The following is a 25802-nucleotide window of genomic DNA, read 5'->3' as shown; positions in this document are numbered from 1 at the left end:
ACCCCGCACTACGCCGTACTGCCGCGCAGCTTGCCTAGTGCCAGGCTGGCCGCCGCGGTGCGCGTTTCGACAGCCAGCTTGTCGAATACGTGCTCCAGGTGCTTGTTCACCGTGCGCGGGCTCATGCCCAGAATGTCGGCGATATCGCGATTGGTCTTGCCCAGGCTCAGCCAGTGCAACACCTCGGCCTCGCGCTGGGTCAGGCGGAAGGCCCCCATCAGCGTCTTGATGCTGGCTTCATCGTTTTCTTCGCGCAGCACCACCAGCCACTCTTCGTCGCCCGTCTGGTCGTGAAAACTGGCCAGCAGTCGCCGCCCTTGCTGTGCCAGCAACAGGGCCGGTTGCTCGGTGCCGGCCAGCCTGGCGGCCTGCGCCGCCTGGGTCCAGGCCAGCAAAGCCGGCGGGGCCTGGTCGCCCGCGCCAAAATAATGCTCGATCAGACGCCGGGCCAGCGCGGTTTGCCACACCAGCCTGCCACTGCGCGCGGCGATGGCCACCGTGGCCTGGCCAAAGGCATCCAGTGCGCTGCTGGCCTGCGTCATCTGGCGTGCGTTCTGGATATGGGCGGCGATGCGCACCAGCACCTCGGGCGGGCGCAGCGGCTTGGTGACATAGTCGGCGCCGCCTGCGGCAAAGGCGGCGACCACGTGCTCGCTTTCGGTCAGGCCCGTCATGAACACGATGGGGATGGCACGGGTGGCAAACGCGGCTTTCAGGCGGCGTGCCACCTCGAAGCCATCCAGCCCCGGCATGACCGCATCCAGCAGGATGACATCGGGCAAGGACAGCCGCGCACGCTGCAAGGCAGCTTCGCCATCGGTAGCCACCAATACGGTGTAGCCAGCGTCGTCCAGGGCGTCGTGCAGCAGGGTAAGGTTGTCCGGCTGGTCGTCTACGATCAGCACCACGTGCTGCTGGTGTGGGGTAATCATGCTTTATTCTCCGGCTGTAAACCGTGGTGCAGCAGCTCGCGCAGGGCTTCAAACTGGAACTGGCGCACATGCTCGCCAGCCACGCGGGCAAACTCGGCATACGCGGTATCCAGTGCGGCCAACCTGGCCAGCTCGCTACGCAGGCCGCGCACATAGCCCAGCTCCACCGCTTCCAGCAGGCCGGCCAGCTCGGCGGCCGGGGGCAACACCAGCTCGTGTACGGCGGGTAGCGGCGACGGCGGCGCGGCGGCGGGCTGCCCAATGACCCACGCCAGCCCCAGCTTGTGCCCTATCCAGTCCAGAAGTTCTTCTACCCGTATCGGTTTGAGGATGAAATCTTCGCTGGCAATACCGGCATCGTTGTCCTGCCCCTTATCAAAAGCATTGGCAGAAATCACGGCCAACTGCGCGGTGCTGCCGCTCTGGCGCAGGCGGCGCAGCGTTTCCCAGCCGTCTATGCCCGGCATGGCCAGGTCCATGAACACCAGATGCGGCTGGAAGCGGCCAACCATGGCCAGGCAGTCGTAGCCGCTGGCCGCCTGTGCCACCTCAAAGCCCAGCCCCTCCAGCACGCTGGCCAGCATTTCACGGTCGATGGCTTCGTTGTCCACCAGCAGGATGCGCTGGCGCACGCCCACATAACCCACCCGGTTGCGCCGCGGCAGCTCGCGCTCGGCCAGCGCCGCGTGCACGTGCGGCAAAAACAGGCGCACGGTGAAATGGCTGCCCTGCCCCGGCGTGCTGCGTACGGTGAGCTCGCCGCCCATCAGGTCGGTGAGCATCTTGCTGATGGTGAGCCCCAGGCCGTTGCCGCCGGCGCCGCTGCTACTGCCGCGCTCGAACGGCTCGAAAATGCGCAGCAGTTCCCCCTCGGCAATCCCCGGCCCGGTGTCCATCACCTCGAAAGTGGCCATTTCGCCACGGTATTGCAGGGCAAAGCGCACACTGCCACGGCGGGTAAACTTCACCGCATTACCCAGCAGGTTGATCAATATCTGGCGCAGGCGCTTTTCGTCGGCGCGCACCACCTGCGGCAGGTGGGCGGCGGGTTCGTAATGAAAATCCAGCCCCTTGTTACGCGCTTGCAGCTCGAACATGGCCACCAGCTGGCTGAGAAACGCGTCGAAATCCATGGCGCGGGTTGCCAGCTGCAGCTTGCCGCTTTCGATACGGGCAATATCCATACTGCCTTCGATCACCGACAGCAGGTGGTCACCGCTGCGGCGTATCACCTCGATGGCCTGGCGGCGCGACGGCGGGATCTCGGCGTCGCCATCCAGAATCTGCGCATAGCCCAGAATGCTGTTCAGCGGGGTGCGCAGCTCGTGGCTGATGGCAGACACGTAGCGGCTCTTGGCCTGGTTGGCTTGCTCGGCCGCCTCGCGCGCGCGCTTGAGTTGCTCGTCGGTAAGCCGGTGCGACTCGATTTCGGCCAATAGGCGCGCGGTCTGGCGGTTGGATTCCAGCTGCGCCACCTCGCGGCTTTTGGCGGTGAGTACCATCCACCACGCCACCACGCCGCTCACCAGCAACAGTACGGCAAACAGCCGCCAGAACAGCTGCGGCAGCCAGGCTGCATAGCCGCCTTGCAGCGCGCCCTGCCATTCGATGTAGTACAGCAAGCCCAGTATCAGCAGCAGCACGCTGCCTATGCTGGTCATCAGCAGCAGGTAATGCCCCAGCCCGTGCGCCAGATACGGCTGCAAGGCCCGCGGCAACAGGTAATGCAATAGCGCCGACCACTGTGCGGCCAACCTCGCCTGCGGCTTGCAGGCATCGCCACAGCGTACGTCCAGCGTGCAGCACAGCGAGCAGATCATGCCCTGGTAGGCCGGGCACGGTGCCATGTCTTCCGCTTCGTAATCGCGCTCGCATACCACGCAGCGGTACTGGCTGGCGCTGGCGACCAAGGTTGGTCGCGCGCTGTAGTAGCGCCCGCCGGTGAGCCAGGCAATCAGCGGGGCACTAACAAATGCCACGCTCATGGCCACAAAGGGCGCCAGCGGCTGCCAGTGCTCGCCAAACACGCCGACATGGGTGGCAATGGACAGCAAAGATGCCAAAGCCATGGCCCCCACACCCACCGGGTTGATGTCGTACAGATAGCTGCGCTTGAACTCGATACCCTTGGGGCTCAAGCCCAGCGGCTTGCTCACGACCAAGTCTGCCACCACGGCCATGATCCACGAGATGGCGATATTGGAATACAGCCCCAGCACCTGACCCAGGGCGTGGAACACTTCCAGCTCCATCAGCAGCAGGGCAATGGCCAGGTTGAACACCACCCACACCACGCGGCCGGGGTGGCTGTGGGTCAGGCGCGAAAAGAAATTGGACCACGCCAGCGAACCGGCGTAGGCATTGGTAACGTTGATTTTCAGCTGCGACACCAGCACGAACAGCGTGGTGGCGGCTACGGCCAGCGTGGTGTTATCAAAGACGTGGGCAAAGCCGATGAGGTACATCTGGTTCGGGTCCACCGCACGCTCGGCCGCCACGCCGTTGCGCAGCGCCAGCCAGGCCAGCAGCGCGCCGCCCAGCATTTTCAGTACGCCAGGCAACACCCAGCCCGGCCCGCCCACCATCACCGCCAGCAGCCACTGCCGACGGTTGGCCGCGGTGCGTGGCGGCATGAAGCGCAAGTAGTCGGCCTGCTCGCCCATCTGGGTAATCAGTGCGATGCCCACCGTCAGCGCCGCACCAAACAGATGCAGGTCAAACGCCTGCGGTGCATGGCTTGCACCGGCGTAGCGCCACAAGCCGGCCAGCGCCTGCGGCTCGTGCCACAACACGAAAACATAGGGCAACACCAGCAAACACAGCCACAGTGGCTGCGTCCATACCTGCAAGCGGCTGATGGCAGTGACCCCATGCGTGACCAGTGGCAGCACCACCAGCGCACATAGCAGGTAGCCCCACTGCGGCGGGATGCCAAAGCCCAGCTCTAGTGCATAGGCCATGATGGCCGCTTCCAGCGCAAAAAAGATAAAGGTGAACGAGGCGTAAATCAGCGAGGTAATGGTGGAGCCGATATAGCCGAAGCCGGCACCACGGGTAAGCAAGTCCATATCCACGCCATAGCGGGCGGCGTACAGGCTGATGGGCAGGCCGGCCAGAAAGATAATCAGGCCGGTAGCCAGAATAGCCAGGAAGGCATTCAGGAAACCCGCCTCCACCATCATGGTGGCGCCCACCGCCTCCAGCACCAGAAACGACGCGGCGCCGCCCACCGCGGTATTGGCCACCCGCCATGCCGACCAGCGCCGGAAGCGCTGCGGGGTAAAACGCAGCGCGTAGTCTTCCAGCGTTTCGCTGGCCACCCAGCGGTTATAGTCGCGGCGGACAGTCACCACGGCTTGCGGCGGGGTGTGGGTGGCTTCGGTATGCGTGGTCATGCCTGTTTACTGGCAAGAAACAGGCCAAGCCGGTAGCGCCTCTGTGATTTTAAAGTCGTAACAATAGAAAAAGCGCACCTTTCACGGTGCGCTTGCGTTAACCCAGGCTGTGCGGCCAACCCTGTGGCCGATGGATTCAGGCCATGGCCGACACATCCGGCTTGCAGCTGAAGGTCTGGGTAATACTGCCGTCGGCGTCCACGCTCTCCAGCTTCACGTCAAAGCCCCATAGCCGGCTTACGTGTTTGAGTACCTCCTGCGCACTGCCGGCCTCCAATGGCTTGCGGTTGTGCATGCTGTGGCGCAACGTGAGGCTGCGGTCGCCGCGCAGGTTGACGTTCCACACCTGGATGTTCGGCTCGCGCGAGCCCAGGTTGTACTGCTCGGACAGCATCTGGCGGATACGGCGGTAGCCGCGCTCGTCGTGGATGGCGGCCACTTCCAGCTTGTCGTCGCGGTCGTCATCGCGAATGGCAAACAGGCGGAAGTCACGGATCAGCTTGGGCGACAGGTATTGCGAGATGAAGCTTTCGTCCTTGAAGTTCTTCATCGCAAACTCCAGCACCGGGCGCCACGGCGTGCCGGCGATATCGGGGAACCACTCGCGGTCTTCGTCGGTAGGTGCCTCGCAGATGCGCTTGATGTCCTGGTACATGGCAAAACCCAGCGCGTACGGGTTGATGCCGTTGTACCAGCGCGCGGTAACCGGCGGCTGGTACACCACATTGGTGTGGCTTTGCAGGAACTCCATCATGAAGCCGTCGGTCACCATGCCCTTCTCGTACAGGCGGTTCAGCAAGGTGTAGTGCCAGAAGGTGGCCCAGCCCTCGTTCATCACCTGGGTCTGGCGCTGCGGGTAGAAGTACTGCGCCACCTTGCGCACAATGCGGATGATCTCGCGCTGCCACGGTTCCAGCAGCGGCGCCGACTTCTCGATGAAGTACAGCAGGTTTTCCTGCGGCTCGGCCGGAAAGCGCGGCGCGGCCTTGGCGCTGTCGTCGCGCTCGCGGCGCGGAATGGTGCGCCACAGGTCGTTGACCTGCGTCTGCAGATAGGCTTCGCGTTCGTGCAGGCGGGCTTGTTCTTCGGCCAGCGACAGTTTTTGCGGCCGCTTGTAGCGGTCTACGCCGTAGTTCATCAGCGCGTGGCAGCTATCCAGCAGCTCCTCCACCGCGTCGATGCCGTAGCGCTCTTCGCAGCGGCTGATGTACTGCCGGGCAAACACCAGGTAATCGATGATGGCGCTGGCGTCGGTCCAGGTGCGGAACAGGTAGTTGCCCTTGAAGAAGCTGTTGTGGCCGTAGGCGGCGTGCGCGATCACCAGCGCCTGCATCGTCATGGAGTTTTCTTCCATCAGGTAGGCGATGCAGGGGTTGGAGTTGATCACGATTTCATACGCCAGCCCCATCTGGCCGCGCTTGTAGCTCTTTTCGGTGCTGACAAAGTGCTTGCCAAAGCTCCAGTGGTGGTAGTTCACCGGCATGCCTACCGACGAGTAGGCATCCATCATCTGCTCGGCGGTAATCACCTCCAGCTGGTTGGGGTAGCAGTCCAGCTGGAACTCGTTCACCGCAATGTCGCGGATGGCTTTGTCGTATTCGTCAATCAGGTCGAAGGTCCATTCGGACCCGGTGGAGATAGCTGTCATGATGCTGCCCTCCTGCTGCTGTGCCTGCGGCCAACCCTAGCGGGTGGCCGGCTGCCGCTTGAACAGTTCGCGGAAAACCGGATAGATATCAGCCGGCGAGCGGATTTTCTGCATGGCGAAGTGCTTGTGCTGCTCGGCCACGCGCAGGTACTCGTACCACAGGTTTTGCGGCTCGCCCTCGGTGATTTCGATGTACGCGTAGTACTGGCACCACGGCAGGATGTTCTCCTGCAGGATCTTGCCGCAGTTGGCCGAATCACTATCCCAGTTATCCCCGTCGGACGCCTGGGCGGCGTAGATGTTCCATTCGCTGTTGGCATAGCGTTTCTTCACGATATCGGCCATCAGGTTCAGCGCCGACGACACTACGGTACCGCCCGACTCGCGCGAGTGAAAGAAGTCGTGCTCGTTCACTTCTACCGCGCTGGTGTGGTGGCGGATGAACACCACTTCGATCTTCTCGTAATTGCGCTGCAAGAACAGGTACAACAGGATGAAAAAGCGCTTGGCCATATCCTTCTTGCCCTCGTCCATGGAGCCGGACACGTCCATCAGGCAGAACATCACCGCCTTGCTGGTGGGTTTGGGCTGCTTGACGCGGTTGTTGTAGCGCAGGTCGAACGGGTCGATGAACGGGATGTGGTTGATCTTTTCGCGCAGCGCATGGATATGCCGACGGCGCTCGCGCACTTCCAGCGCGTTGTCGTCGTCCGACTCCAGCAGCGTGTCCAGGTCTTCTTCGGCTTCGCGCAGGCGCGCCAGCGTGGGCGCCGCCATCGCCACGCGCCGCGCCAGGGCACCGCGCAGGCTGCGCACGATGCTGATATTGGCCGGCGTGCCATCGTTGGTGTAGCCGGCGCGCACCGGTTTCATTTCCTCGATGCCCATCAACTGGGTTTTCACCAGATTGGGCAGCGCCAGGTCTTCGAAAAACACGTTCATGAATTCTTCGCGCGACAGCTGGAAGGCAAAGTCGTCTTCCCCCTCGCCTTCATTACTGGCTTTGCCCCCCCCGCCGCCGCCACCGCCGCCCTGGGGGCGCTTGATACGGTCGCCCTGCACAAATTCTTCGTTGCCGGGGTGCACGTGTTCGCCCACGCCACCGCGGCCGTGGTGGAACGACGGTTCCGAGATGTCCTTCACCGGGATGGATACGTTCTCGCCGCTTTCAATGTCGGTGATGCTGCGCCCCTTGATGGCCTTGCCGACGGCTTCCTTGATCTGGGCTTTGAAACGGCGCAAAAAGCGCTCGCGGTTGACGGCGGATTTGTTCTTGCCGTTCAGTCTTCTGTCGATAATGTGCGACATGCTTGCCTCCTAGCCGTGTGGTCACGGTGACAGGTTGGCCGCAACGCTGCGGCCAACCTGGTGCCGCGTACTGCTCAGGATGACTTGCGCACCCGCAGATACCATTCGCACAGCAGGCGTACCTGCTTGGGCGTGTAACCCTTGGTGACCATGCGGTTGACAAAGTCTTCGTGCTTTTTGGCCTCGTCGGCGCTGGCTTTGGCATTAAAGCTGATCACCGGCAGCAACTCTTCGGTGTTCGAGAACATTTTTTTCTCGATCACGGTGCGCAGCTTCTCGTAGCTGGTCCAGGCCGGGTTATTGCCGGCATTGTTGGCGCGGGCACGCAGCACAAAGTTCACGATCTCGTTGCGGAAGTCTTTCGGATTGGAGATGCCTGCCGGCTTTTCGATTTTCTCCAGTTCGGCGTTCAGCGAGGTACGGTCGAAGTTCTCGCCGGTGTCCGGGTCGCGGTATTCCTGATCCTGGATCCAGAAGTCGGCAAAGGTCACGTAGCGGTCAAAAATGTTCTGGCCGTATTCGCTATAGCTTTCCAGGTAGGCGGTCTGGATTTCCTTGCCGATGAACTCCACGTACTTGGGCGCCAGATACTCTTTCAGGAAGGTCAGGTATTTCTGCTCCTGCTCTGCCGGAAACTGCTCGCGCTCTACTTGCTGCTCCAGCACGTACATCAGGTGTACCGGGTTGGCCGCGACCTCGGTGTGGTCGAAGTTGAACACCTTGGACAGGATCTTGTAGGCAAAGCGGGTAGACAGGCCGTTCATGCCCTCGTCCACGCCGGCAAAGTCGCGGTATTCCTGGTGCGACTTGGCCTTCGGGTCGGTGTCTTTCAGGTTGTCACCGTCGTACACCAGCATCTTGCTGTACAGGCTGGAGTTTTCCGGGTCTTTCAGCCGCGACAGCACGGCAAACTGCGCCATCATCTTCAGCGTGCCCGGTGCGCACGGCGCACCACCCAGCGAAGAGTTGCGCACCAGCTTGTCGTAGATCTTGATCTCGTCCGACACGCGCAGGCAGTACGGCACCTTCACGATATAAATACGGTCGAGGAAGGCCTCGTTGTTCTTGTTGTTGCGGAACTGCTTCCATTCGCTCTCGTTGCTGTGCGCCAGCACGATGCCGTCAAACGGAATGGCGCCAAAACCTTCGGTACCCTTGAAGTTGCCTTCCTGGGTGGCGGTCAGCAGCGGGTGCAGCACCTTGATCGGCGCCTTGAACATTTCCACGAATTCCAGCAGGCCCTGGTTGGCCAGGCACAGGCCACCGCTGTAGCTGTAGGCGTCCGGGTCGTCCTGGGCGTAGCTTTCCAGTTTGCGGATGTCCACCTTGCCCACCAGGCTGGAGATGTCCTGGTTGTTTTCGTCGCCCGGCTCGGTCTTGGCCACGCCCACTTGCTTCAGCACCGACGGGTAACGTTTCACCACCCGGAACTGGCTGATGTCGCCATTAAACTCGTGCAGCCGTTTTACCGCCCACGGGCTGGGGATGGCGCGCAGGTAGCGGCGCGGAATGCCGTATTGGTCTTCCAGAATAGGGCCGTCTTCCTCAAAGTTGAACAGACCCAGCGGTGACTCGTTCACCGGGCTGCCCTTGATGGCGTAGAACGGCACGCGTTCGGTGAGCTCCTTGAGCTTTTCGGCAATGGACGATTTGCCGCCACCCACCGGGCCCAGCAGGTAGAGAATCTGTTTTTTCTCTTCCAGGCCCTGGGCGGCGTGGCGGAAGTAGGCCACTACTTGCTCGATAACCTCTTCCATCCCGTAAAACTCGCGGAAGGCCGGGTAGACGCGGATCATCTTGTTACTGAAGATGCGCGACAGGCGGGTATCGTGGCGGGTGTCGATGACCTCCGGCTCGCCGATGGCCATCAGCATGCGTTCCGCCGCACTGGCGTAGGCCAGGGGCTCGCGCTTGCAGATATCCAGGTACTCCTGGATGGTGAATTCTTCTTCGCGGGTGCGATCGTAGCGGGATGCGTAGTGGCTGAAGATGTCCGGGCTCATGGCGTGACCCTCCTGTTAGAGGCAAGCAAGTCGCCATGGTGCGGAGCACCCTGCTTCCCCTTGCCTATTAGTCTGCTGACGCGGAAAACCTGTTCTTTGTTTGGGTATAGCACAGCAAAAAAAAGGCAAGTACAAAATCTAAAACTATCGTTATGCAAAAACCAATACACAAAAGCCATCAGCTCAAAGTGGGCATTCCATAGCAAAAATCAAAAAAACAATACTCTATTAAATATCAAAAACTTATAGATTAATTTTCTGCCACCCTGCTTGCGCCAACCCCACAAAAGCACAAGGCCGGCATGATGCCGGCCTTGTGCTTTTTACTGCCAAATTATCCCGTCATGGCTTGCGATCCAGAATACGCGTGCCGATCTCGTACAATTTGCCACGCTCCACTTCGTTGCAGCGCCGCACTTCTACCACCGCCTCCAGTGGCTTCATCGGCATATTGCCCACACCCGGCACAATCACGACAACCTCCAGGCGTTCACCATGCTGCGGCACATACATGCAGCGTATGGCCATGCCGTCTACCGACAGGTCCACGCACTCGCCATAGTGCGTCTCCCCGGTATGCAGCGATTTCATCTTGGCACGGCAGCCCATGCGCAGGCGCCTGCCTACGCGGCGGTCGTGATAGTGGGTGTCAAATGGCTTCACCTGACAGGGTTCCTTGTTGCCACGCGGCCAACCAGTGCAGGCCGACCAGGGTTTTGCTATCGGTAATGCGGCCATCCAGCGACATGGCTTGCGCTTCTTTGGCGGGCAGCAACATCACCTCCAGAAACTCGCCTTCGTCCAGCTGGCGCGGGGTTTGCGTCAAACCGGTGGCCAGATAGTAATGAATCACCTCGTCAGCATAACCGATACACGGGTAGGCTTTGCCAAGATAACGCCATTGCGTTGCGATAAAACCGGTTTCTTCCCACAGCTCGCGTTTGGCGGTGTCGGCCGGGTCTTCCTGCGGGTCAATTTTACCGGCCGGAATCTCGACGAAATCCTGCCCTGCCGGGTAGCGGAACTGGCGCTCCAGCACCAGCTCGTTATTGTCACTCAGTGCCAGCACGGCCACGGCGCCCGGGTGGCGGATAAACTCGCGATACGCTTGCTTGCCGTCCGGCAGGCTTACCGTGTCGCGCCGCACCTTCAGGAAACGCCCTTCAAAAACCTGTTCGCTATCGAGCTGCTTTTCGGTGAGATCCACTAGTTTTCTTTCTGTTACGCCATTGCCACGCCACGGCCGCACGCCACAGCACCATAACCAGCACATAGCCGCAGGCCGCCAGCAACAAACCCAGGGCCGGCACGCCCAGCAGCAAAGGCTGGCCGTAATCGGCTAGCCAAGCCTGCAGCTGCGGCCCCCAGACCGTGATGTCATGCCACGACCCATCCGGTATGACAGGCATTGTAACGGTGTCAGTCTGCCCGAGTAAGAGCCTGCCCAAACGGTAGGCCACGAAGTAAAGCGGCAGATAGGTCAAGGGGTTGGTATAAAGGGTACACAACAAGGCGAGCGGCAGATTGGTGCGAAAATACAACGCCAGCATGCCCGCGGCGAGCATCTGGGTAGGCCCCGGCATCAGGCCGGCAAACATCCCCACGGCTACCGCACCCGCCACCTTGCGCCGCTGTACATACCACAGCTCATCCCTGTCCAGATAAGGCTGCAGCCACGCCATGCCAGGCTGCTGCACCCAGCCGTGAATGTGCTGCATCTTGTCCTGCACCCAGCGTTTCAGTTTTGACATGGCTTATCTGTTTTCATGTTTTTTCCTGGCGTAATAAAAAAGTCCGAAAAAATTAAAACAAGCGTTTGAACTGCTTCTATAATCACCCTCACTTGCCCGAATGTGGCAGTAAGACACTAACAGGCCAGAAGCGGCCAACACGAGGATGCAGCACCGCCAGCGGGCTGCGACAACACTGGAGATACGACATGCCTAGCTACAAAGCTCCCCTGCGCGATTTCGACTTTGTCCTGAACGAGCTGATCAAAGTTCAGGAAGTGTTGCCCGGCCTGCCTGGCTACGAAGAAGCCACCCAGGATATCTTCAGCTCTTATCTGGAAGCCGCGGCGCAATTCTGCGAAAACGAGCTGGCGCCGCTGAACCGCCAGGCCGATGAAGAAGGCTGCAACTTCGACCCGGCCACCAAGTCGGTTACCACCCCGGTAGGCTTCAAGGAAGCCTACAAGCAGTTCTGCGAGCTGGGCTTTACCGCACTGGACTGTGACCCGGCCTACGGTGGCCAGGGCATGCCCAAGACACTGTCTTTCCCCATCATCGAGATGCAATGTTCGGCCAACGTCGCCTGGTCGATGTACCCGGGTCTGTCGCACGGTGCGTATTCCGCCATCCACGCCCACGGTACCGACGAGCAGAAAGCAACCTATCTGCCACACCTGGTAGACGGCAGCTGGACCGGCACCATGTGCCTGACCGAGCCGCACTGCGGCACCGACCTGGGCTTGCTGAAAACCAAGGCAGAGCCCAATGGGGACGGCAGCTACAACATAACCGGTACCAAGATCTTCATCTCGGCCGGCGAGCATGACATGTCCGACAACATCATCCACCTGGTGCTGGCGCGCCTGCCGGATGCCCCGAAAGACGTCAAAGGCATCTCGCTGTTCATCGTGCCCAAATTCCACGCCGACGGTAGCCGCAACACCGTGTACTGCGGCAGCCTGGAACACAAGATGGGCATCAAGGCCAACGCCACTGCCGTGATCAACCTGGACGACGCCAAAGGCTATCTGATTGGCGAGCCGAACAAAGGCTTGGCCTGCATGTTCACCATGATGAACGCCGCCCGCCTGGGTTGCGGCATGCAAGGCCTGGGCATTGGCGAAGCCTCGTTCCAGGGCGCGCTGACCTACGCCCGCGATCGCCTGCAAATGCGCGCCATGGCCGGTGCCAAGTTCCCGGAAAAAGCCGCCGACCCCATCATCGTGCATCCGGACGTACGCCGTATGCTGCTGACGCAAAAAGCCTACACCGAAGCAGGCCGCGCCCTGGCCGCCCTGCTGGCGCTGCAGCTGGATATCGAAGAGAAACACCCGGACGCCGACGCCCGCGCCGAAGCCGCAGACCTGGTAGCCCTGCTGACCCCGGTAGCCAAGGCCTTCATGACCGACAACGGCTACACTGCGGCCAACCTGGGCATGCAGGTATTCGGCGGCCACGGCTTCATCCGCGAATGGGGCATGGAGCAACTGGTACGCGACTGCCGTATCTCGCAGATTTACGAAGGCACCAACGGCATCCAGGCCATCGACCTGCTGGGCCGCAAAGTGCTGCTGGATCAAGGCCAGAAGCTGCGCAAGTTTACCAAGCAGATCCACAAGTTCTGCCAGGCTAACGAGGGCAATGCCCAGCTGGCCGAGTTCGTAGGCCCACTGGCCAAGCTACTGAAAGACGTTGGTGATGTCACCATGGGCATCGGCATGGCTGCCATGAAAGACCGTGACGAAGCCGGCGCCGCCGCCACCGACTACCTGCGCCTGGTAGGCCACCTGACCTACGCCTGGCTGTGGGCACGCATGGCTGAAGTGGCTTATACCAAGCTGGACAGTGCCAGCGACGACTTCTACAAGGCCAAGATCGCCACGGCACGCTTCTACTTTGCCAAGCTACTGCCCGAGGTAGAAAGCCTGAAAGCCACCATCAAAGGCGGTGCCAAACCGTTGATGTCGCTGGAAGACGAACAGTTTGCCTTCTAAGCCAGCCTAGCAACGCAGCCACGCCCCCGCTAGCCGGGGGCTTTTTCATGGTGCCGCGCTGGCCACTACAGTAATACCACCTGGTTCCGGCCACGCTCCTTGGCGTGATAAACAGCACGGTCGGCACGCTGTAGCAGCGTTTCCGGGTCGTCGCTGCCCGGTGTAAACACCGCCAGACCAAAGCTGGCAGTAAGCGGCCAACGTGTCTCTGCCCACACAAAAGGCGTTTGCTCCAGCGCGATGCGCAGCCGGTTGGCCACCGCGGTTGCACCGTGTTCAGTGGTATCCGGCAGCAGTATGCAAAACTCCTCGCCGCCTGCGCGGCAAAGCAGGTCCTGCTCGCGCAACACGCTGCGCAATACCGTCACCAGGTGCACAATGGCAGCGTCACCGGCAGCGTGGCCCAGCCGGTCGTTAATCTGCTTGAAGTGGTCTACATCCAGCACACAGAGCGCATAAGGCATGCCACGCTGCGCCATGCTGTGTTGCTGCTTCAGGCTGATACTGAAAGCACGGCGGTTCAGCGCCCCGGTCATCGGGTCGGTCATCGACAAGTGTTCCAGCTTGCCCACCAGGCGCATGGTCACCACGCCGGCCATGGCAATGTTTACAGCCAGATTCAGCACCAGGCCCACCAGCAGGAACACCACGTTGAAAGGCTCGGTTGACGCGACAGACGCGGTGGCCACATTGCCCCCCAACACCATCAGTGCGCGTAGTACAAACAAGCCCCCCACCGCCGCCAGCGGGCTGACCACCAGCGCCCGCGCGCCTGGGGTAAAGTGCTGTTCCTCATGCGACAGGGCATCCTGCGTGGCGCGCAACAACAGCCACGCCGCAGTCAAGGAATACACCACCGCATGAAAACCCGGCATGCGCCCGTACGGCTGGCTAAGTAACAAAGCCCCGCCCAGCAAAACCACGCCCAGGCTTTCTGCCACACCGCTACCATCGCGCCGCACAAAATAGCGGATGCCCAAACGCAGGCTACACAGCGCCAGCAGCCCCAATACATCGGCAAACGGGTAAACCAGCCACACCGGTGCCATGCCGTCACGCTGCAGCGTCAATAGCAGGCTAAGGCCCATCAGAAAATCGCACAGGAAAAAGCGGCGCGCCACGGTAGGTGCCATTTTCAGCACCATGCCGGCCACGGCCCAACCACTGGCTGCTACCCAGCAGACAGTGATATTGGCTTGTACAATCGTCAGGGGGTCACTCATGCCAGGCTCAAGAAGGGTTTATTTATTGTTATTCACGGTCAGCGCGGCCAAAGCAAGGCCGGAAGCCAGGGCATCGGCTGCTAGAATCATGGCCTACCCAGCCACGGACACACTACCATGCTGTTTGATACCGCCACACTGGACACACGAACTGTCTATCAGCTACTCACACACGCTGTAAGTCCGCGCCCGATTGCCTGGATCAGCACACGCAGCCCGGCAGGCATCATCAACCTGGCACCGTTTTCATTTTTTACCGTGGCCAGCATCAAGCCGCCGGTCTTGCTGTTTACCCAGGTCAACCCGCGGGACGGCCAGATCAAAGATACCCTGCGCAATCTGCAAGCCAATGGCGAATGTGTCGTCAATATCGTCACCCACGCCCAGGCCGATGCCATGAACCAAAGCTGCGCGCCCTACCCGTACGAGATCAGCGAGCTTGCCGCGGCGGGTCTGGAAAGCAAGTCCCTACCCTGGCTGGCCACCCCGGGGGTGGCCGGCGCTCCGCTACAGCTGGCGTGCCGCCTGCGTCAGCAGCTGCATATCAGCCCCGAGGCGCAAAGCGGCACTCTCGTCCTACTGGATGTACTGGGCATTGCCGTAGACGATGGGCTGCTGCAAAACGGCCAACTCTCGGCGGAACAGCTTGATGTAATAGGGAAAATGGGGGGAGACAGCTACTGCACGACCCGCCAGCGCTTTGACCTGACGCGCCCGGAGCTACCCGTTTGACAAAACGGTGTACTGGGCGGGTTGCACAGCGGCCAACACGGCTTCATGAACGGCAATAAAAGTTTTTCTAGACAAATCATGCATTTACCCTTACACTGCTTTTTGCCTCATTTTCTGGTTTGGCGCACATCACCAAACCTGCCTTGCTTTAACTGCTGTTACCACTCCGCACAGCAATTTCCCGCTTAGGTTTAAACGATGCAAACCGCCGCCCGGCGGCGCAAGACTTTGTGCTTTGCGTGATTTGACCGGGCTCACCCCTCATCCGGAAGGAGACACTGTGTCTAAAGAAGACATGATCGAACTGCAAGGTGTTGTTATCGAGATGCTGCCAGAATCGCGCTATCGCGTTCGGCTCGATAACAATGTGGAAATCCTTGCCTATGGCTCCGGCAAAATGAAAATGCACCGTATTCGTGTGCTGGTGGGTGATCGCGTTACTGTAGAAATGTCGCCTTATGATCTGACTAAAGGCCGCATTAACTTCCGCCATCCAACGGCGAAGATGGAAGGCTTGCCGCCTGCCAAACGCCGCTATTGAAAAAGACACAACCGGGTTCCGGCTGTGTCGTATAGGAATCCAATGAAAATTAATGAATTGAAACCGGGTGACTGTGTCACCCAAGAGCTTGATAACAGTACTGTTGCTTTTGAAGTTGTTGCCATCCGCCAGATCGGCCGCCGTTTTCTGGTAACTTTCCGCTCCGCGCTGGGCATTGCCAGCGCCAGCTATCAAGGCGACGCCTACATCAGCCTGGCTCATTGATTAAGCCGCTGACTACACAACCCCGCACTGGCAACAGGCGGGGTTTGTTGTTTCTGGCCAAGCTACTCCCGCCCCTCACCCCGCTCCAGGCGCTGCATCAGCTGGCGCACCTCACCCAGCTGCTCGTCCGGTAGCGTTTCATGCCGCATCAAGCGCAAATACAGCAGCAGATTATCCAGCACCAGGCGTGCGGTAGACACCAGGTACACCAATTGGCGGTCCTCGGCAGTCACGCCTTGCTGATGCAGCATGGCATCCCGCTCCAGCAAGTCGGCCACCACCAGCCGGCGCAGGGCATTCTCGTCAAACGGCAGCTCTTCCGTGAGCCATGGGTAGTCCTGCTCGATGGCAGCCAGCAGGGTCAATACTTCATCCAGCCCCAGTTTCATGGCCAAGCTCCACAGCAGGTGATACTGCAGTCTAGCCCACGCCACAAACAAAAAGCCCCGCATTACGCGGGGCTTTCAGGTACGGTTGCGGCGCTTAGTTGCGGCCGCAGCAGGCTTTGTATTTCTTGCCGCTGCCGCAGGTGCACGGGTCGTTGCGGCCAACCTTGCCATCGTTACGCACGGTAACCGGCGCCGCTTCCTTGGCGCGCCAGTAGTTGTGCACCGCCACCACGGCGTCGTCCAGCTCGCCCTTGAAGCTTTCCAGCTCGCTGGCGCTAAACTGCATCAGCGGGGCTTCGCCTTCTTCGGCCTCGAACATGCCACCCAGTGCCATCACCGGCATCAGCAGCTCTTCGAAGCCTTCGTCGTCGGCCGCTTCAAACCAGTCAGTCGGCACCACGTCCAGCGCGTACATATAAGCATTGCACCATGGGCGGAAATCCGGCTCGTCGCTGTCGTCGGCGCTATACAGCACCAGTTCCGGCAGCTCGCCTTCGGCCAGCGCAGCGGCCACGCTATCGTAGAATTTCTGCAGCAGCGCGCGGATTTCGGCTTCGGTCTCCGCGCTTTCAAATGCTGGCGCATCACCCAATACATCATCCAGCCACTCGTCCACACCCAGGCGGTCCGGGCCACAGGCCAGCGCGGTAAAGAAACCCTGCACTTCGTCCGGGCGCATGGTGGTGCCGGCTTGCGACAGCGGGGTCAGCAGGGTTTCCAGACGGGTCAGGTCGGCTTCGTTGAATACGGTCATGATGCAATCTCCAAAAGTATGGCGCGCATTGTAGCGTATCCACGCCGCCACAGAATTGTGACAGCACAAAAAACCCCGCCTTGCGGCAGGGTTGGCCGCAGTCCATCAGGCGGTTTTTGTCTCGTCTAGCCCCAGTTTTTCTTTCATCTGCTGGCGCATCACGAATTTCTGGATCTTGCCAGTGATGGTCATCGGAAAGCTGTCGACAAACTCGATGTAGCGCGGAATCTTGTAATAGGCAATCTGCCCGTCGCAGAAGGCACGGATATCGTCGGCGCTGCAGCTTTCGCCTTCGCGCAGGCGTATCCAGGCGCACAGCTCCTCGCCGTATTTGGCATCCGGCACGCCGATCACCTGCACGTCCTGCACCTTGGGGTGGCGGTAGAGGAATTCCTCGATCTCGCGCGGGTAGATGTTTTCACCGCCGCGAATCACCATGTCTTTCACGCGGCCAACGATATTGCAGTAACCGTCGTCGTCCATTACCGCCAGGTCGCCGGTGTGCATCCAGCCGGCGTCGTCGATGGCCTCGCGGGTTTTGGCGGGGTCGCCCCAGTAGCCCAGCATCACCGAGTAACCGCGCGTCAGCAGCTCGCCAGTGTCGCCGCGCGGCACGATGCGGCCGTTGGCATCCACGATCTTCACTTCCACGTGCGGGTGGATGCGGCCAACGGTGGCCACTTTTTTCTCCACCGGCGTGTCGGTGTGGCTCTGGAAGCTTACCGGGCTGGTTTCGGTCATGCCGTAGGCGATGGTGACCTCGGCCATGTGCATGTGCGCCACGACGCGCTTCATCACCTCGATCGGGCACGGGCTACCAGCCATGATGCCGGTGCGCAGCGTGGCCAGGTCGAACTCGGCAAAACGCGGGTGGTCCAGCACGGCAATAAACATGGTGGGCACGCCGTGCAGCGCGGTACAGCGCTCTGCCTGCACCGCCTCCAGCACCGCCAGCGGTTCAAACGCTTCGCTCGGGAACACCATCGCCGCGCCGTGGGTAACGCAGGCCAGCACGCCCAGCACCATGCCGAAGCAGTGGTACAGCGGCACCGGAATGCACAGCCGGTCGTCCGGGCCCAGGCGCATGGCCTCGCCCACAAAAAAGCCGTTATTGAGGATGTTGTGGTGCGTCAGCGTGGCGCCCTTGGGGCTACCGGTGGTGCCGGAGGTAAACTGGATGTTGATGGCGTCGTCAAACTGCAGCGTAGCGGCGGTGGCGGCCAACCCTGCGCGCTCTTCTGCACTGGCATCTGCCAGCAGGCTGGCAAAGTTCAGCATGCCCGGCGTGGCCTCGTCGCCCATGCGCACCACCCAGCGCAGCTCGGGCAAGCGCGCGGCGTGCAGCTGGCCTGGCGCACTGGCGACCAGCTCCGGCGCCAGGTCTGCCACCATGGCCAGGTAATCGCTACTCTTGAAGCTGGGCGACAACACCAGCGCACGGCAGCCCACCTTGTTCAGCGCGTATTCCAGCTCGCTGCGGCGGTAGGCCGGGTTGATGTTGACCAGCACCAGCCCCGCCTTGGCGGTAGCAAACTGCATCAGCACCCATTCCACATTGTTCTGCGACCAGATCCCTACCCGCTCGCCCGGCTGCAAGCCCAGCCGGCGCAGGCCGCAAGCCAGCCGTGTGACTTGCTCGCCAAACTCGGCGTAGGTCCAGCGGACATTCTGCTGACGCACGATCAACGCGTCGCGCGCGGCGTAGCACTGGCAGGCGTCGTCGAAATACTGGCCGATAGTTTGGCCGATGAGCGGGGTGGCACTGGTACCGTGCACGTAGCTGGGCAAGCGGGTCATGGCGAAGTCTCCGGTGAATGCTGTTGTCTTTGTGCATGCAACTTACTATTACGTTAACGTAAACTCAAGCACGCCACGGGCAAGGTGAGCAAAAAACGCTACAATCGCGGCAGAACAACAGGAACCATCATGAGCGACGACCGCCTCTTTACCATTTCCGACCTGGCACGCGATTTCGACATCACGTTGCGCACCATCCGCTTTTACGAAGAACAGGGTTTGATCGAACCGCAGCGCGAAGGACGCCAGCGGCTGTTTACCCACCGCGACCGCGCCCGGCTCAAGCTGATCCTGCGCGGCAAGCGCATTGGCCTGGCGCTATCAGAGATCCGCGAGATCCTCGACCTGTACGAACTGGCACGCGACGAAGCCAGCCAGTCGCTGAAGCTGCTGCAGCTGCTATCGGAGCGCAAGAAACAGCTGGAAGAACAACGCCGCGACATCGACGCGGTGCTGGCCGAAATCGTCACCCTTGAAGGCCATTGCCGCCAGGTGATCGATACCGTTACCGGCAAAGAAGCCACAAGCTGAGCCATTTTTTACCATCCTGCGGGATGGTTCTGTCATTTTGTATTGACGTTAACGTAAGCGTAAGTCAACATAAAACCATGCACGGCGGAAAAACCGCCTATCAATACAAGGGCCCCCCCGACACACGGCACGAGGGGCACACAGAGACAGCCGCCCGCCCGGGCACGGAGGAGAAAACATGTACAGCAGCCTGCGCTTTGACTTTGGCGAAACCTACGACATGCTGCGCGAAGCGGTGCGCGAATTCGCCGCCAGCGAGATCGCCCCGCGCGCCGCCGATATCGACCGCGACAACCTGTTTCCGGCCGACCTGTGGAAGAAGTTCGGCGACCTGGGCCTGCTGGGTATCACCGTGTCCGAGCAATACGGCGGCGCCAATATGGGCTACCTGGCGCACATGATCGCCATGGAAGAAATCAGCCGCGCCAGCGCCTCGGTGGCGCTTTCCTACGGCGCGCATTCCAACCTGTGTGTGAACCAGATCTTCAAGAACGGTAACGACGAACAGCGCCAGAAATACCTGCCCAAGCTGATCAGCGGCGACCACATCGGCGCACTGGCCATGTCCGAACCCAATGCCGGCTCCGACGTAGTCAGCATGAAGCTTCGCGCCGACAAGGTAGACGGCGGCTACATGCTCAACGGCAGCAAGATGTGGATCACCAACGGTGGCGACGCCGACACCCTGGTGGTGTACGCCAAAACCGACATCAACGCCGGCCCGAAAGGCATCACCGCCTTTATCGTGGAAAAGGGCTTTGCCGGCTTCAGCCACGGCAGCAAGCTGGACAAGCTGGGCATGCGCGGCTCCAACACCTACCCCATTTTCTTTGACGACTGCTTCGTGCCTGCGGCCAACGTACTGGGCGGCGAAGGCAATGGCGTGAAAGTGCTGATGAGCGGCCTGGACTTCGAACGCGCCGTACTGGCCGCCGGCCCCTTGGGCATCATGCAAGGCTGCATGGACGTGGTGGTGCCCTACCTGAACGATCGCAAGCAGTTTGGCCAGGCCATCGGCGACTTCCAACTGATGCAGGGCAAACTGGCCGATATGTACGTGAAGCTGTCTGCCAGCCGCGCCTACGTCTACGCCGTGGGCCAGGCACTGGACCGTGGCGAGTCGGGCCGCCAGACTCGCAAGGACGCCGCCGGTGCCATCCTGTACGCCGCCGAGGGTGCTACCCAGATGGCGCTGGACGCCATCCAGTGCCTGGGCGGTAACGGCTACATCAACGAATACCCCACCGGCCGCCTGCTGCGCGACGCCAAGCTGTACGAAATCGGCGCCGGCACCAGCGAGATCCGCCGCTGGCTGATCGGCCGCGAGCTGATGGCCGAAACCCGCTAAAACCTGAAAAACATATAGGCTACGAAACCCGCAAGAGAACACGAACAAGACACGCCCTGACCAAAGCTCATCGCTCGGTTTGCTTTCGTGTCTCTTAGTGGGTTTCGTGGCAAAAAGGGGTTGTCCAACCATGCCCATCATCGAATCCAAACTGTCCCCGCGCGCAGCCGACTTCCAGGCCAACGCCGACAAAATGCGCAGCATCGTTGCCGACCTGAAAGCCAAAGTGGCCCGCGCCGCACTAGGCGGCGGCGACAAGGCACGCGACAAGCACGTAGCCAAAGGCAAGCTGCTGCCGCGCGAACGCATCGACCTGCTGCTGGACGCCGGCTCGCCGTTTCTGGAGCTGTCGCAACTGGCCGCCTTCGGCATGTATAACGACGATGCACCGGGCGCCGGCGTGATCACCGGAGTTGGCCGCATCAGCGGCATCGACTGCCTGATCGTGGCCAACGACGCTACCGTCAAAGGCGGCACCTACTACCCGATGACGGTCAAAAAGCACCTGCGCGCGCAGGAAATCGCCCGTGAAAACCGCCTGCCCTGCGTTTATCTGGTGGATTCCGGCGGCGCCTTCCTGCCGCTGCAAGACGAAGTATTCCCCGACCGCGAACACTTCGGCCGCATCTTCTACAACCAGGCCAACCTGTCGGCGGCCGGCATTCCACAGATTGCGGTGGTGATGGGCAGCTGCACCGCCGGCGGCGCCTACGTGCCGGCGATGAGCGACGAAACCGTTATCGTCAAGGAACAAGGCACCATCTTCCTGGGCGGCCCGCCGCTGGTAAAAGCGGCCACCGGTGAAGTGGTGTCTGCCGAAGAGCTGGGCGGTGGCGACGTGCATACCCGCATCAGCGGTGTGGCCGACCACCTGGCGCAAAGCGACGCCCACGCGCTGGCCATTGCCCGCCGCATCGTGGCCGACCTGAACTGGCAAAAGCAGGGCCGGCTGGACCGCGCCGCGCCGCTGCCACCGCGCTACCCGGCCGAGGAGCTATACGGCGTGATCCCCGCCGACAGCAAAAAGCCGTTCGACGTGCGCGAGATCATCGCCCGCCTGGTGGACGACTCCGACTTCGACGAATTCAAGCAGAACTACGGCACCACACTGGTCACCGGTTTTGCCCGCCTCAACGGCTACCGCGTCGGCATCATCGCCAACAACGGCATCCTGTTTTCCGAGTCGGCACTGAAGGGCGCCCACTTTGTCGAGCTGTGCTGCCAGCGCGGCATCCCGCTGATCTTTTTGCAGAACATCACCGGCTTCATGGTGGGCAAAAAGTACGAAAACGGCGGTATCGCCAAGGATGGCGCCAAGCTGGTTACCGCCGTGGCCTGCGCCAGCGTGCCCAAGTTCACCGTGCTGATTGGCGGCAGCTTCGGCGCCGGCAACTACGGCATGTGCGGGCGCGCCTACAGCCCGCGCTTTTTGTGGATGTGGCCAAACAGCCGTATTTCGGTAATGGGCGGCGAACAAGCCGCGGGCGTGCTGGCCCAGGTGAAGAAAGAGCAGCTGGGCGACGCCTTTACCGCCGAGCAGGAAGAAGCGCTGAAAGCACCGGTACGCGAACAGTACGAAGCGCAGGGCCACCCCTACTACGCCAGCGCGCGACTGTGGGACGACGGCGTAATCGACCCGGCGCAAACGCGCGAAGTGCTGAGCCTGGCGCTGGAAGCCAGCCTGTCGGCACCGGTAGAAAGCACACGTTTCGGCGTGTTCCGCATGTGATTTTTATTTAGCCACGGGCAGGCACAAACCTGTCTGCCACGAAAAACACGAAACAACACGAAATAAAGGCAAAGGGCCAATAGCCCCAAGGGAATCATCAACCAAACCCGAGCGACAGTTTGCTTTGATTTTTTCGTGTGCTTTTGTGGGTTTCGTGGCAAAGAACCAGGTTTTTCTGTGTCTTCTACAGGCAAAAAATGAAAGGGTTTTCAAATGAATTACAGCACTTTGGAAATCACCCGCAGCGGCCAGGTGGCCACCGTCTGGATGAACCGCCCCGAGCTGCACAACGCGATGAACGAACACCTCATCGCCGACCTCAGCACCGCTTTCCGCGAGCTGAACCGTGACGACACCGTGCGCGTGATCGTACTGGCCGGCCACGGCAAAAGCTTCTCCGCTGGCGCCGACCTGGACTGGATGCGCCGCGCAGCCGGCTACACCGAAGCGCAAAACCTGGAAGACGCCAACAAGTTGGCCGCCATGCTGAAGGGCATCTACCGCAGCAAGAAGCCGGTGATCGCCCGCATTCACGGCGCCGCGCTGGCCGGCGGCACCGGCCTCACCGCCGTGTGCGACATCGCAGTAGCCACCGACGCCGCCCGCTTTGCGCTCACCGAAGTGCGGCTGGGCCTGATCCCGGCCACCATCGGCCCCTACGTGGCCGACGCCATCGGCTGGCGCCAGGCACGCCGTTACTTCCTGAGCGCCGAGCGCATCGACGCCGCCACCGCGCTGCGCATCGGCCTGGTGCACGAAGTGGTAGCCGAGGACGCGCTGGATAGCCGCATCGCCGAGATCGCCGCCGAGCTGGGTAAAGGCGCACCGCACGCACTGGCCGCCGCCAAAGAGCTGCTGGGTTGCCTGCACGACAGCTCGCCGCTGGATGACGAGCTGCTGTCGGACACCGCGCACCGCATTGCTGCCATCCGTATTACCGACGAAGCCCGCGAAGGCCTGGCCGCCTTTTTCGAGAAGCGTCCGCCTAGCTGGCAATGACTTTTCGCCACGGAAGCACACGCAAGACACGGACAAGCGCGCCAGCGCAGCGCAGGCTGCGCGGCCTGACAGGCGCGCGTGGCACCCGCCAGCCGTGACTTGCGTGGGCTTCGTGGCCAGACAGGACACACCATGCACGCCTACCCTACCCCTTGCGCCAGCCGCGTTGCGGCCAACCCTTCGCCGGCCGCCCCCGAGGTAAACCGCACCATGTTCAGCAAGATCCTCATTGCCAACCGCGGCGAGATTGCCTGCCGCGTCATCAAGACCGCCCGCGCCATGGGTATCCGCACCGTGGCGGTGTACTCCGACGCCGATGCAGGCGCCCGCTTTGTCAAGCTGGCCGACGAAGCCTGGCGCTTGGGCCCGGCCCCGGCCGCCGAGTCGTACCTGAAAGCCGAGCTGATCCTAGATATCGCCCGCCAAAGCGGCGCCCAGGCCGTGCACCCCGGCTACGGCTTTTTGTCCGAAAACGAAGACTTCGCCGCCGCCTGCGAAGCGGCCGGCATCGCCTTCATCGGCCCGCCGGCCAGCGCCATTGCCGCCATGGGCAGCAAGTCGGCCGCCAAGGCGCTGATGGAAAAAGCCGGCGTACCGCTGGTACCCGGCTACCACGGCGACGAACAGGCACCCGCCTTCCTGCAGGCGCAAGCCGACGCCATGGGCTACCCGGTACTGATTAAAGCCAGCGCCGGCGGTGGCGGCAAAGGCATGCGCATCGTGGAAAAAAGTGCGGACTTCGAGGCCGCGCTGGCTAGCTGCCAGCGCGAGGCGCGTGCCAGCTTCGGCGACGACAAGGTGCTGGTAGAAAAATACCTGACCCGCCCGCGCCACGTGGAAATCCAGGTGTTTGCCGATAGCCTGGGCGGCTGCGTTTATCTGTTCGAACGCGACTGCTCGGTACAGCGCCGCCACCAGAAAGTGCTGGAAGAAGCGCCGGCCCCGCACCTGCCGGCCGATACCCGCCGCGCCATGGGCGAGGCCGCCGTGGCCGCTGCCCGCGCCGTCGGCTACGTGGGCGCCGGCACCGTCGAGTTCATCATGGACGTCAACAGCGGCCAGTTCTACTTCATGGAAATGAACACCCGCCTGCAGGTAGAACACCCGGTCACCGAGATGATCACCGGCCAGGACCTGGTAGCGTGGCAGCTGAAAGTGGCCTGCGGCCAAGCTTTGCCGCTGGCACAAAACCAGCTGCAGATTCGCGGCCACAGTATCGAGGCGCGCATCTACGCCGAAGACCCTGACAAGGGCTTCCTGCCGGCCACCGGCACGCTGGTGCACCTGGTGCCGCCGCAGGAAAGCTGCAACGTGCGCGTGGATACCGGCGTGCTGCAGGGCGACAGCATCAGCCCGTTCTACGACCCGATGATCGCCAAGCTGATCGTGTGGGGCGAAAGCCGCGAAGCCGCGCTACAGCAGCTGGACGCCGCGCTGGCCGCCTACCAGGTTGTGGGCGTCACCACCAATATCCGCTTCCTGCGCCGTATTGCGGCCAACGTGGACTTTGCCAGCGGCAATGTGGACACCGGCCTGATAGCACGCCACCACGACAGCCTGCTGCCCGCCCCGGCCGCGCCAAGCGCGACACAGCTCGCCCTGCTGGCGCTGGCCGAAGTACTGGCCAGCCAGGCAGGTGGCGATGAGGCTTTTGCCACGCTAGCCGGCTGGCGCCTGAACGGCAGCCACACCCGCGGCATCCGCTTCGAGCAGGGTGATACCCGCCACAGCGTGACGCTGCAACACAGTGCCGACGGCTACCGCATCGCCGCCGCCGGCAGCACGCTGCACGCCCAAGCCAGCCTGCACGGCCATACCCTGCGCGTGACGCTGGACGGCAAGCAACTGGCCGCCACCGTGGTACGCCACGGCCGCCAGCGCGTGCTGTTTGCCGACGGCGAACGCGTGGCGCTGGACTACGTGGACCCGTACGCCTTTACCGAAGGCGGCGTGCACGGCGAAACCCACCTCAAGGCACCGATGCCGGGCCGCGTGGTGGCACTGGTGGCGAGCGCTGGCGCCCGCATCGCCAAGGGCGAGCCGCTGCTGATCCTGGAGGCAATGAAGATGGAACACACCATCACCGCCCCGGCCGACGGCGTGGTGAAGGCGTTCTACTTTGCCGCCGGCGAGCAGGTTGGCGACGGCGACGAGCTGGTGGATTTCGAGGCGGACTAATGCTGTTGGGTTAACATGGTGAGCATCATCATCGCCTTGCCAACCCTATGACCCGATATACCTTTGGCTGGCTAGTTACCTTGGCCGGCCTGGCTTTGGCGGCTTACCACCTGTTTGCACTCTGGCAGGCCTGGGATGCCAGACCGCCAAACGCCGGGCTGTGGGGGTGGTTGCAGCTGCTGCCACCCGACCCGGCGTGGCCGAGGCGACTAGGTGCACTCGGCAGCTTTATCCATCTGATGTGCTGGGTCGCCCCGCCCGGCTTGGCGCGGCTGCTTGTGCGCGCGGGCTGGATCGCGGCCGGCTTGTGGCTGGCTCGCTTCGGCTACCGCAGCCGCTATTGAAA

22 protein-coding genes are annotated in these 25802 nt (G+C 61.7%); 10 read left to right on the top strand and 12 right to left on the bottom strand.

The genetic code is table 11. The features are described 5' to 3' along the window. Positions 1-8: 8 nt before the first annotated feature. The 8 genes from LCH97_RS01020 to LCH97_RS00985 all read right to left on the bottom strand — a co-directional run bounded on the left by LCH97_RS01020 (position 9) and on the right by LCH97_RS00985 (position 10968). Positions 9-932: a DNA-binding response regulator gene (locus LCH97_RS01020; RefSeq protein WP_227302970.1), complete on the bottom strand. Its 924-nt coding sequence runs from the start codon at positions 930-932 to the stop codon at positions 9-11. Beyond that, entirely contained in the window at positions 929-4327 is a 3399-nt protein-coding gene (locus tag LCH97_RS01015) for an ATP-binding protein (protein ID WP_227302969.1), read from the bottom strand. The genes LCH97_RS01020 and LCH97_RS01015 overlap by 4 nt, the downstream gene beginning before the upstream one ends. 136 nt (positions 4328-4463) lie before the next feature. Then, positions 4464-5975 carry a SpoVR family protein gene (locus LCH97_RS01010; protein WP_227302968.1) on the bottom strand — a complete coding sequence of 504 codons (1512 nt, stop codon included), beginning with the start codon at positions 5973-5975 and terminating at the stop codon, positions 4464-4466. A gap of 36 nt (positions 5976-6011) precedes the next feature. Beyond that, positions 6012-7283 carry a YeaH/YhbH family protein gene (locus tag LCH97_RS01005; protein WP_227302967.1) on the bottom strand — a complete coding sequence of 424 codons (1272 nt, stop codon included), beginning with the start codon at positions 7281-7283 and terminating at the stop codon, positions 6012-6014. Between the two features lie 74 nt (positions 7284-7357). Then, positions 7358-9286: a PrkA family serine protein kinase gene (locus LCH97_RS01000; protein WP_227302966.1), complete on the bottom strand. Its 1929-nt coding sequence runs from the start codon at positions 9284-9286 to the stop codon at positions 7358-7360. Between the two features lie 342 nt (positions 9287-9628). Continuing rightward, positions 9629-9949: a PilZ domain-containing protein gene (locus LCH97_RS00995; RefSeq protein WP_227302965.1), complete on the bottom strand. Its 321-nt coding sequence runs from the start codon at positions 9947-9949 to the stop codon at positions 9629-9631. Beyond that, on the bottom strand, positions 9936-10493 hold the full coding sequence (locus tag LCH97_RS00990; protein WP_227302964.1) for an NUDIX domain-containing protein: 558 nt from the start codon (positions 10491-10493) through the stop codon (positions 9936-9938). Before LCH97_RS00990 ends, LCH97_RS00995 begins: the two co-directional genes overlap by 14 nt. Continuing rightward, complete coding sequence (locus LCH97_RS00985) at positions 10465-10968, bottom strand: DUF2062 domain-containing protein (protein WP_227302963.1); 504 nt, start codon at positions 10966-10968, stop codon at positions 10465-10467. The genes LCH97_RS00990 and LCH97_RS00985 overlap by 29 nt, the downstream gene beginning before the upstream one ends. 257 nt (positions 10969-11225) lie before the next feature. Here LCH97_RS00985 and LCH97_RS00980 point away from each other — a divergent pair, with 257 nt between their 5' ends. Beyond that, positions 11226-13010, top strand: a complete 1785-nt coding sequence (locus LCH97_RS00980; protein WP_227302962.1) for an acyl-CoA dehydrogenase C-terminal domain-containing protein — start codon at positions 11226-11228, stop codon at positions 13008-13010. 65 nt (positions 13011-13075) lie between these two features. On the opposite strand, the gene LCH97_RS00975 is transcribed toward LCH97_RS00980, so the two are convergent. After that, positions 13076-14233: a GGDEF domain-containing protein gene (locus LCH97_RS00975; RefSeq protein ID WP_227302961.1), complete on the bottom strand. Its 1158-nt coding sequence runs from the start codon at positions 14231-14233 to the stop codon at positions 13076-13078. Positions 14234-14350: 117 nt separating this feature from the next. Between LCH97_RS00975 and LCH97_RS00970 the strand changes: the two genes are divergently transcribed. The 3 genes from LCH97_RS00970 (at position 14351) to LCH97_RS00960 (ending at position 15731) form a co-directional block, all read left to right on the top strand. Beyond that, positions 14351-14965, top strand: coding sequence for a flavin reductase family protein (locus tag LCH97_RS00970; RefSeq protein ID WP_227302960.1), 615 nt, complete (start codon positions 14351-14353; stop codon positions 14963-14965). Between the two features lie 280 nt (positions 14966-15245). Then, the gene (gene infA, locus LCH97_RS00965; RefSeq protein WP_038297484.1) at positions 15246-15506 is read left to right on the top strand and encodes a translation initiation factor IF-1; all 261 of its coding nucleotides are present in this window, start codon (positions 15246-15248) and stop codon (positions 15504-15506) included. Between the two features lie 42 nt (positions 15507-15548). Then, positions 15549-15731 carry a hypothetical protein gene (locus tag LCH97_RS00960; RefSeq protein ID WP_147685740.1) on the top strand — a complete coding sequence of 61 codons (183 nt, stop codon included), beginning with the start codon at positions 15549-15551 and terminating at the stop codon, positions 15729-15731. A 62-nt stretch (positions 15732-15793) separates the two neighbouring features. Here LCH97_RS00960 and LCH97_RS00955 read toward each other — a convergent pair whose 3' ends face one another. From LCH97_RS00955 to LCH97_RS00945, 3 genes are all read right to left on the bottom strand, one after another. Then, positions 15794-16120 (bottom strand): hypothetical protein, encoded by a 327-nt coding sequence (locus LCH97_RS00955; RefSeq protein WP_227302959.1) that lies wholly within the window; start codon positions 16118-16120, stop codon positions 15794-15796. 94 nt (positions 16121-16214) lie between these two features. Next, a complete protein-coding gene (locus LCH97_RS00950; RefSeq protein WP_227302958.1) occupies positions 16215-16874 on the bottom strand; it encodes a YecA family protein in 660 nt (219 codons plus the stop codon). A gap of 105 nt (positions 16875-16979) precedes the next feature. Beyond that, a complete protein-coding gene (locus tag LCH97_RS00945; protein WP_227302957.1) occupies positions 16980-18671 on the bottom strand; it encodes an AMP-binding protein in 1692 nt (563 codons plus the stop codon). Positions 18672-18800: 129 nt separating this feature from the next. On the opposite strand from LCH97_RS00945, the gene LCH97_RS00940 reads away from it, so the two are divergent. From LCH97_RS00940 to LCH97_RS00915, 6 genes are all read left to right on the top strand, one after another. After that, positions 18801-19202 (top strand): MerR family DNA-binding transcriptional regulator, encoded by a 402-nt coding sequence (locus tag LCH97_RS00940; protein ID WP_017508854.1) that lies wholly within the window; start codon positions 18801-18803, stop codon positions 19200-19202. 178 nt (positions 19203-19380) lie between these two features. Then, positions 19381-20550: an isovaleryl-CoA dehydrogenase gene (locus LCH97_RS00935; RefSeq protein ID WP_227302956.1), complete on the top strand. Its 1170-nt coding sequence runs from the start codon at positions 19381-19383 to the stop codon at positions 20548-20550. Positions 20551-20680: 130 nt separating this feature from the next. Then, positions 20681-22279, top strand: a complete 1599-nt coding sequence (locus LCH97_RS00930) for a carboxyl transferase domain-containing protein (protein ID WP_227302955.1) — start codon at positions 20681-20683, stop codon at positions 22277-22279. Positions 22280-22492: 213 nt separating this feature from the next. Next, on the top strand, positions 22493-23278 hold the full coding sequence (locus LCH97_RS00925) for an enoyl-CoA hydratase/isomerase family protein (protein WP_227302954.1): 786 nt from the start codon (positions 22493-22495) through the stop codon (positions 23276-23278). Positions 23279-23410: 132 nt separating this feature from the next. After that, positions 23411-25456 (top strand): acetyl/propionyl/methylcrotonyl-CoA carboxylase subunit alpha, encoded by a 2046-nt coding sequence (locus LCH97_RS00920; protein ID WP_304956722.1) that lies wholly within the window; start codon positions 23411-23413, stop codon positions 25454-25456. Between the two features lie 47 nt (positions 25457-25503). Further along, positions 25504-25800, top strand: a complete 297-nt coding sequence (locus LCH97_RS00915; RefSeq protein WP_227302953.1) for a hypothetical protein — start codon at positions 25504-25506, stop codon at positions 25798-25800. Positions 25801-25802 lie beyond the last annotated feature (2 nt).

It is taken from the genome of Vogesella sp. XCS3, assembly GCF_020616155.1.
Lineage (GTDB): Bacteria > Pseudomonadota > Gammaproteobacteria > Burkholderiales > Chromobacteriaceae > Vogesella.
The sequence above is the reverse complement of the archived record's forward strand: the minus strand, read 5'-3'. Positions and strand labels throughout refer to the sequence as shown.

Excerpts from the sequence above, each read along its gene's own strand:
- LCH97_RS01020 (WP_227302970.1), bottom strand. The coding sequence starts at position 932 with ATGATTACCCCACACCAGCAGCACGTGGTGCTGATCGTAGACGACCAG.
- LCH97_RS01015 (WP_227302969.1), bottom strand. The coding sequence starts at position 4,327 with ATGACCACGCATACCGAAGCCACCCACACCCCGCCGCAAGCCGTGGTG.
- LCH97_RS01010 (WP_227302968.1), bottom strand. The coding sequence starts at position 5,975 with ATGACAGCTATCTCCACCGGGTCCGAATGGACCTTCGACCTGATTGAC.
- LCH97_RS01005 (WP_227302967.1), bottom strand. The coding sequence starts at position 7,283 with ATGTCGCACATTATCGACAGAAGACTGAACGGCAAGAACAAATCCGCC.
- LCH97_RS01000 (WP_227302966.1), bottom strand. The coding sequence starts at position 9,286 with ATGAGCCCGGACATCTTCAGCCACTACGCATCCCGCTACGATCGCACC.
- LCH97_RS00985 (WP_227302963.1), bottom strand. The coding sequence starts at position 10,968 with ATGGCGTGGCTGCAGCCTTATCTGGACAGGGATGAGCTGTGGTATGTA.
- LCH97_RS00980 (WP_227302962.1), top strand. The coding sequence starts at position 11,226 with ATGCCTAGCTACAAAGCTCCCCTGCGCGATTTCGACTTTGTCCTGAAC.
- LCH97_RS00975 (WP_227302961.1), bottom strand. The coding sequence starts at position 14,233 with ATGAGTGACCCCCTGACGATTGTACAAGCCAATATCACTGTCTGCTGG.
- LCH97_RS00970 (WP_227302960.1), top strand. The coding sequence starts at position 14,351 with ATGCTGTTTGATACCGCCACACTGGACACACGAACTGTCTATCAGCTA.
- LCH97_RS00960 (WP_147685740.1), top strand. The coding sequence starts at position 15,549 with ATGAAAATTAATGAATTGAAACCGGGTGACTGTGTCACCCAAGAGCTT.
- LCH97_RS00955 (WP_227302959.1), bottom strand. The coding sequence starts at position 16,120 with ATGAAACTGGGGCTGGATGAAGTATTGACCCTGCTGGCTGCCATCGAG.
- LCH97_RS00950 (WP_227302958.1), bottom strand. The coding sequence starts at position 16,874 with ATGACCGTATTCAACGAAGCCGACCTGACCCGTCTGGAAACCCTGCTG.
- LCH97_RS00945 (WP_227302957.1), bottom strand. The coding sequence starts at position 18,671 with ATGACCCGCTTGCCCAGCTACGTGCACGGTACCAGTGCCACCCCGCTC.
- LCH97_RS00940 (WP_017508854.1), top strand. The coding sequence starts at position 18,801 with ATGAGCGACGACCGCCTCTTTACCATTTCCGACCTGGCACGCGATTTC.
- LCH97_RS00935 (WP_227302956.1), top strand. The coding sequence starts at position 19,381 with ATGTACAGCAGCCTGCGCTTTGACTTTGGCGAAACCTACGACATGCTG.
- LCH97_RS00930 (WP_227302955.1), top strand. The coding sequence starts at position 20,681 with ATGCCCATCATCGAATCCAAACTGTCCCCGCGCGCAGCCGACTTCCAG.
- LCH97_RS00925 (WP_227302954.1), top strand. The coding sequence starts at position 22,493 with ATGAATTACAGCACTTTGGAAATCACCCGCAGCGGCCAGGTGGCCACC.
- LCH97_RS00920 (WP_304956722.1), top strand. The coding sequence starts at position 23,411 with ATGCACGCCTACCCTACCCCTTGCGCCAGCCGCGTTGCGGCCAACCCT.
- LCH97_RS00915 (WP_227302953.1), top strand. The coding sequence starts at position 25,504 with ATGACCCGATATACCTTTGGCTGGCTAGTTACCTTGGCCGGCCTGGCT.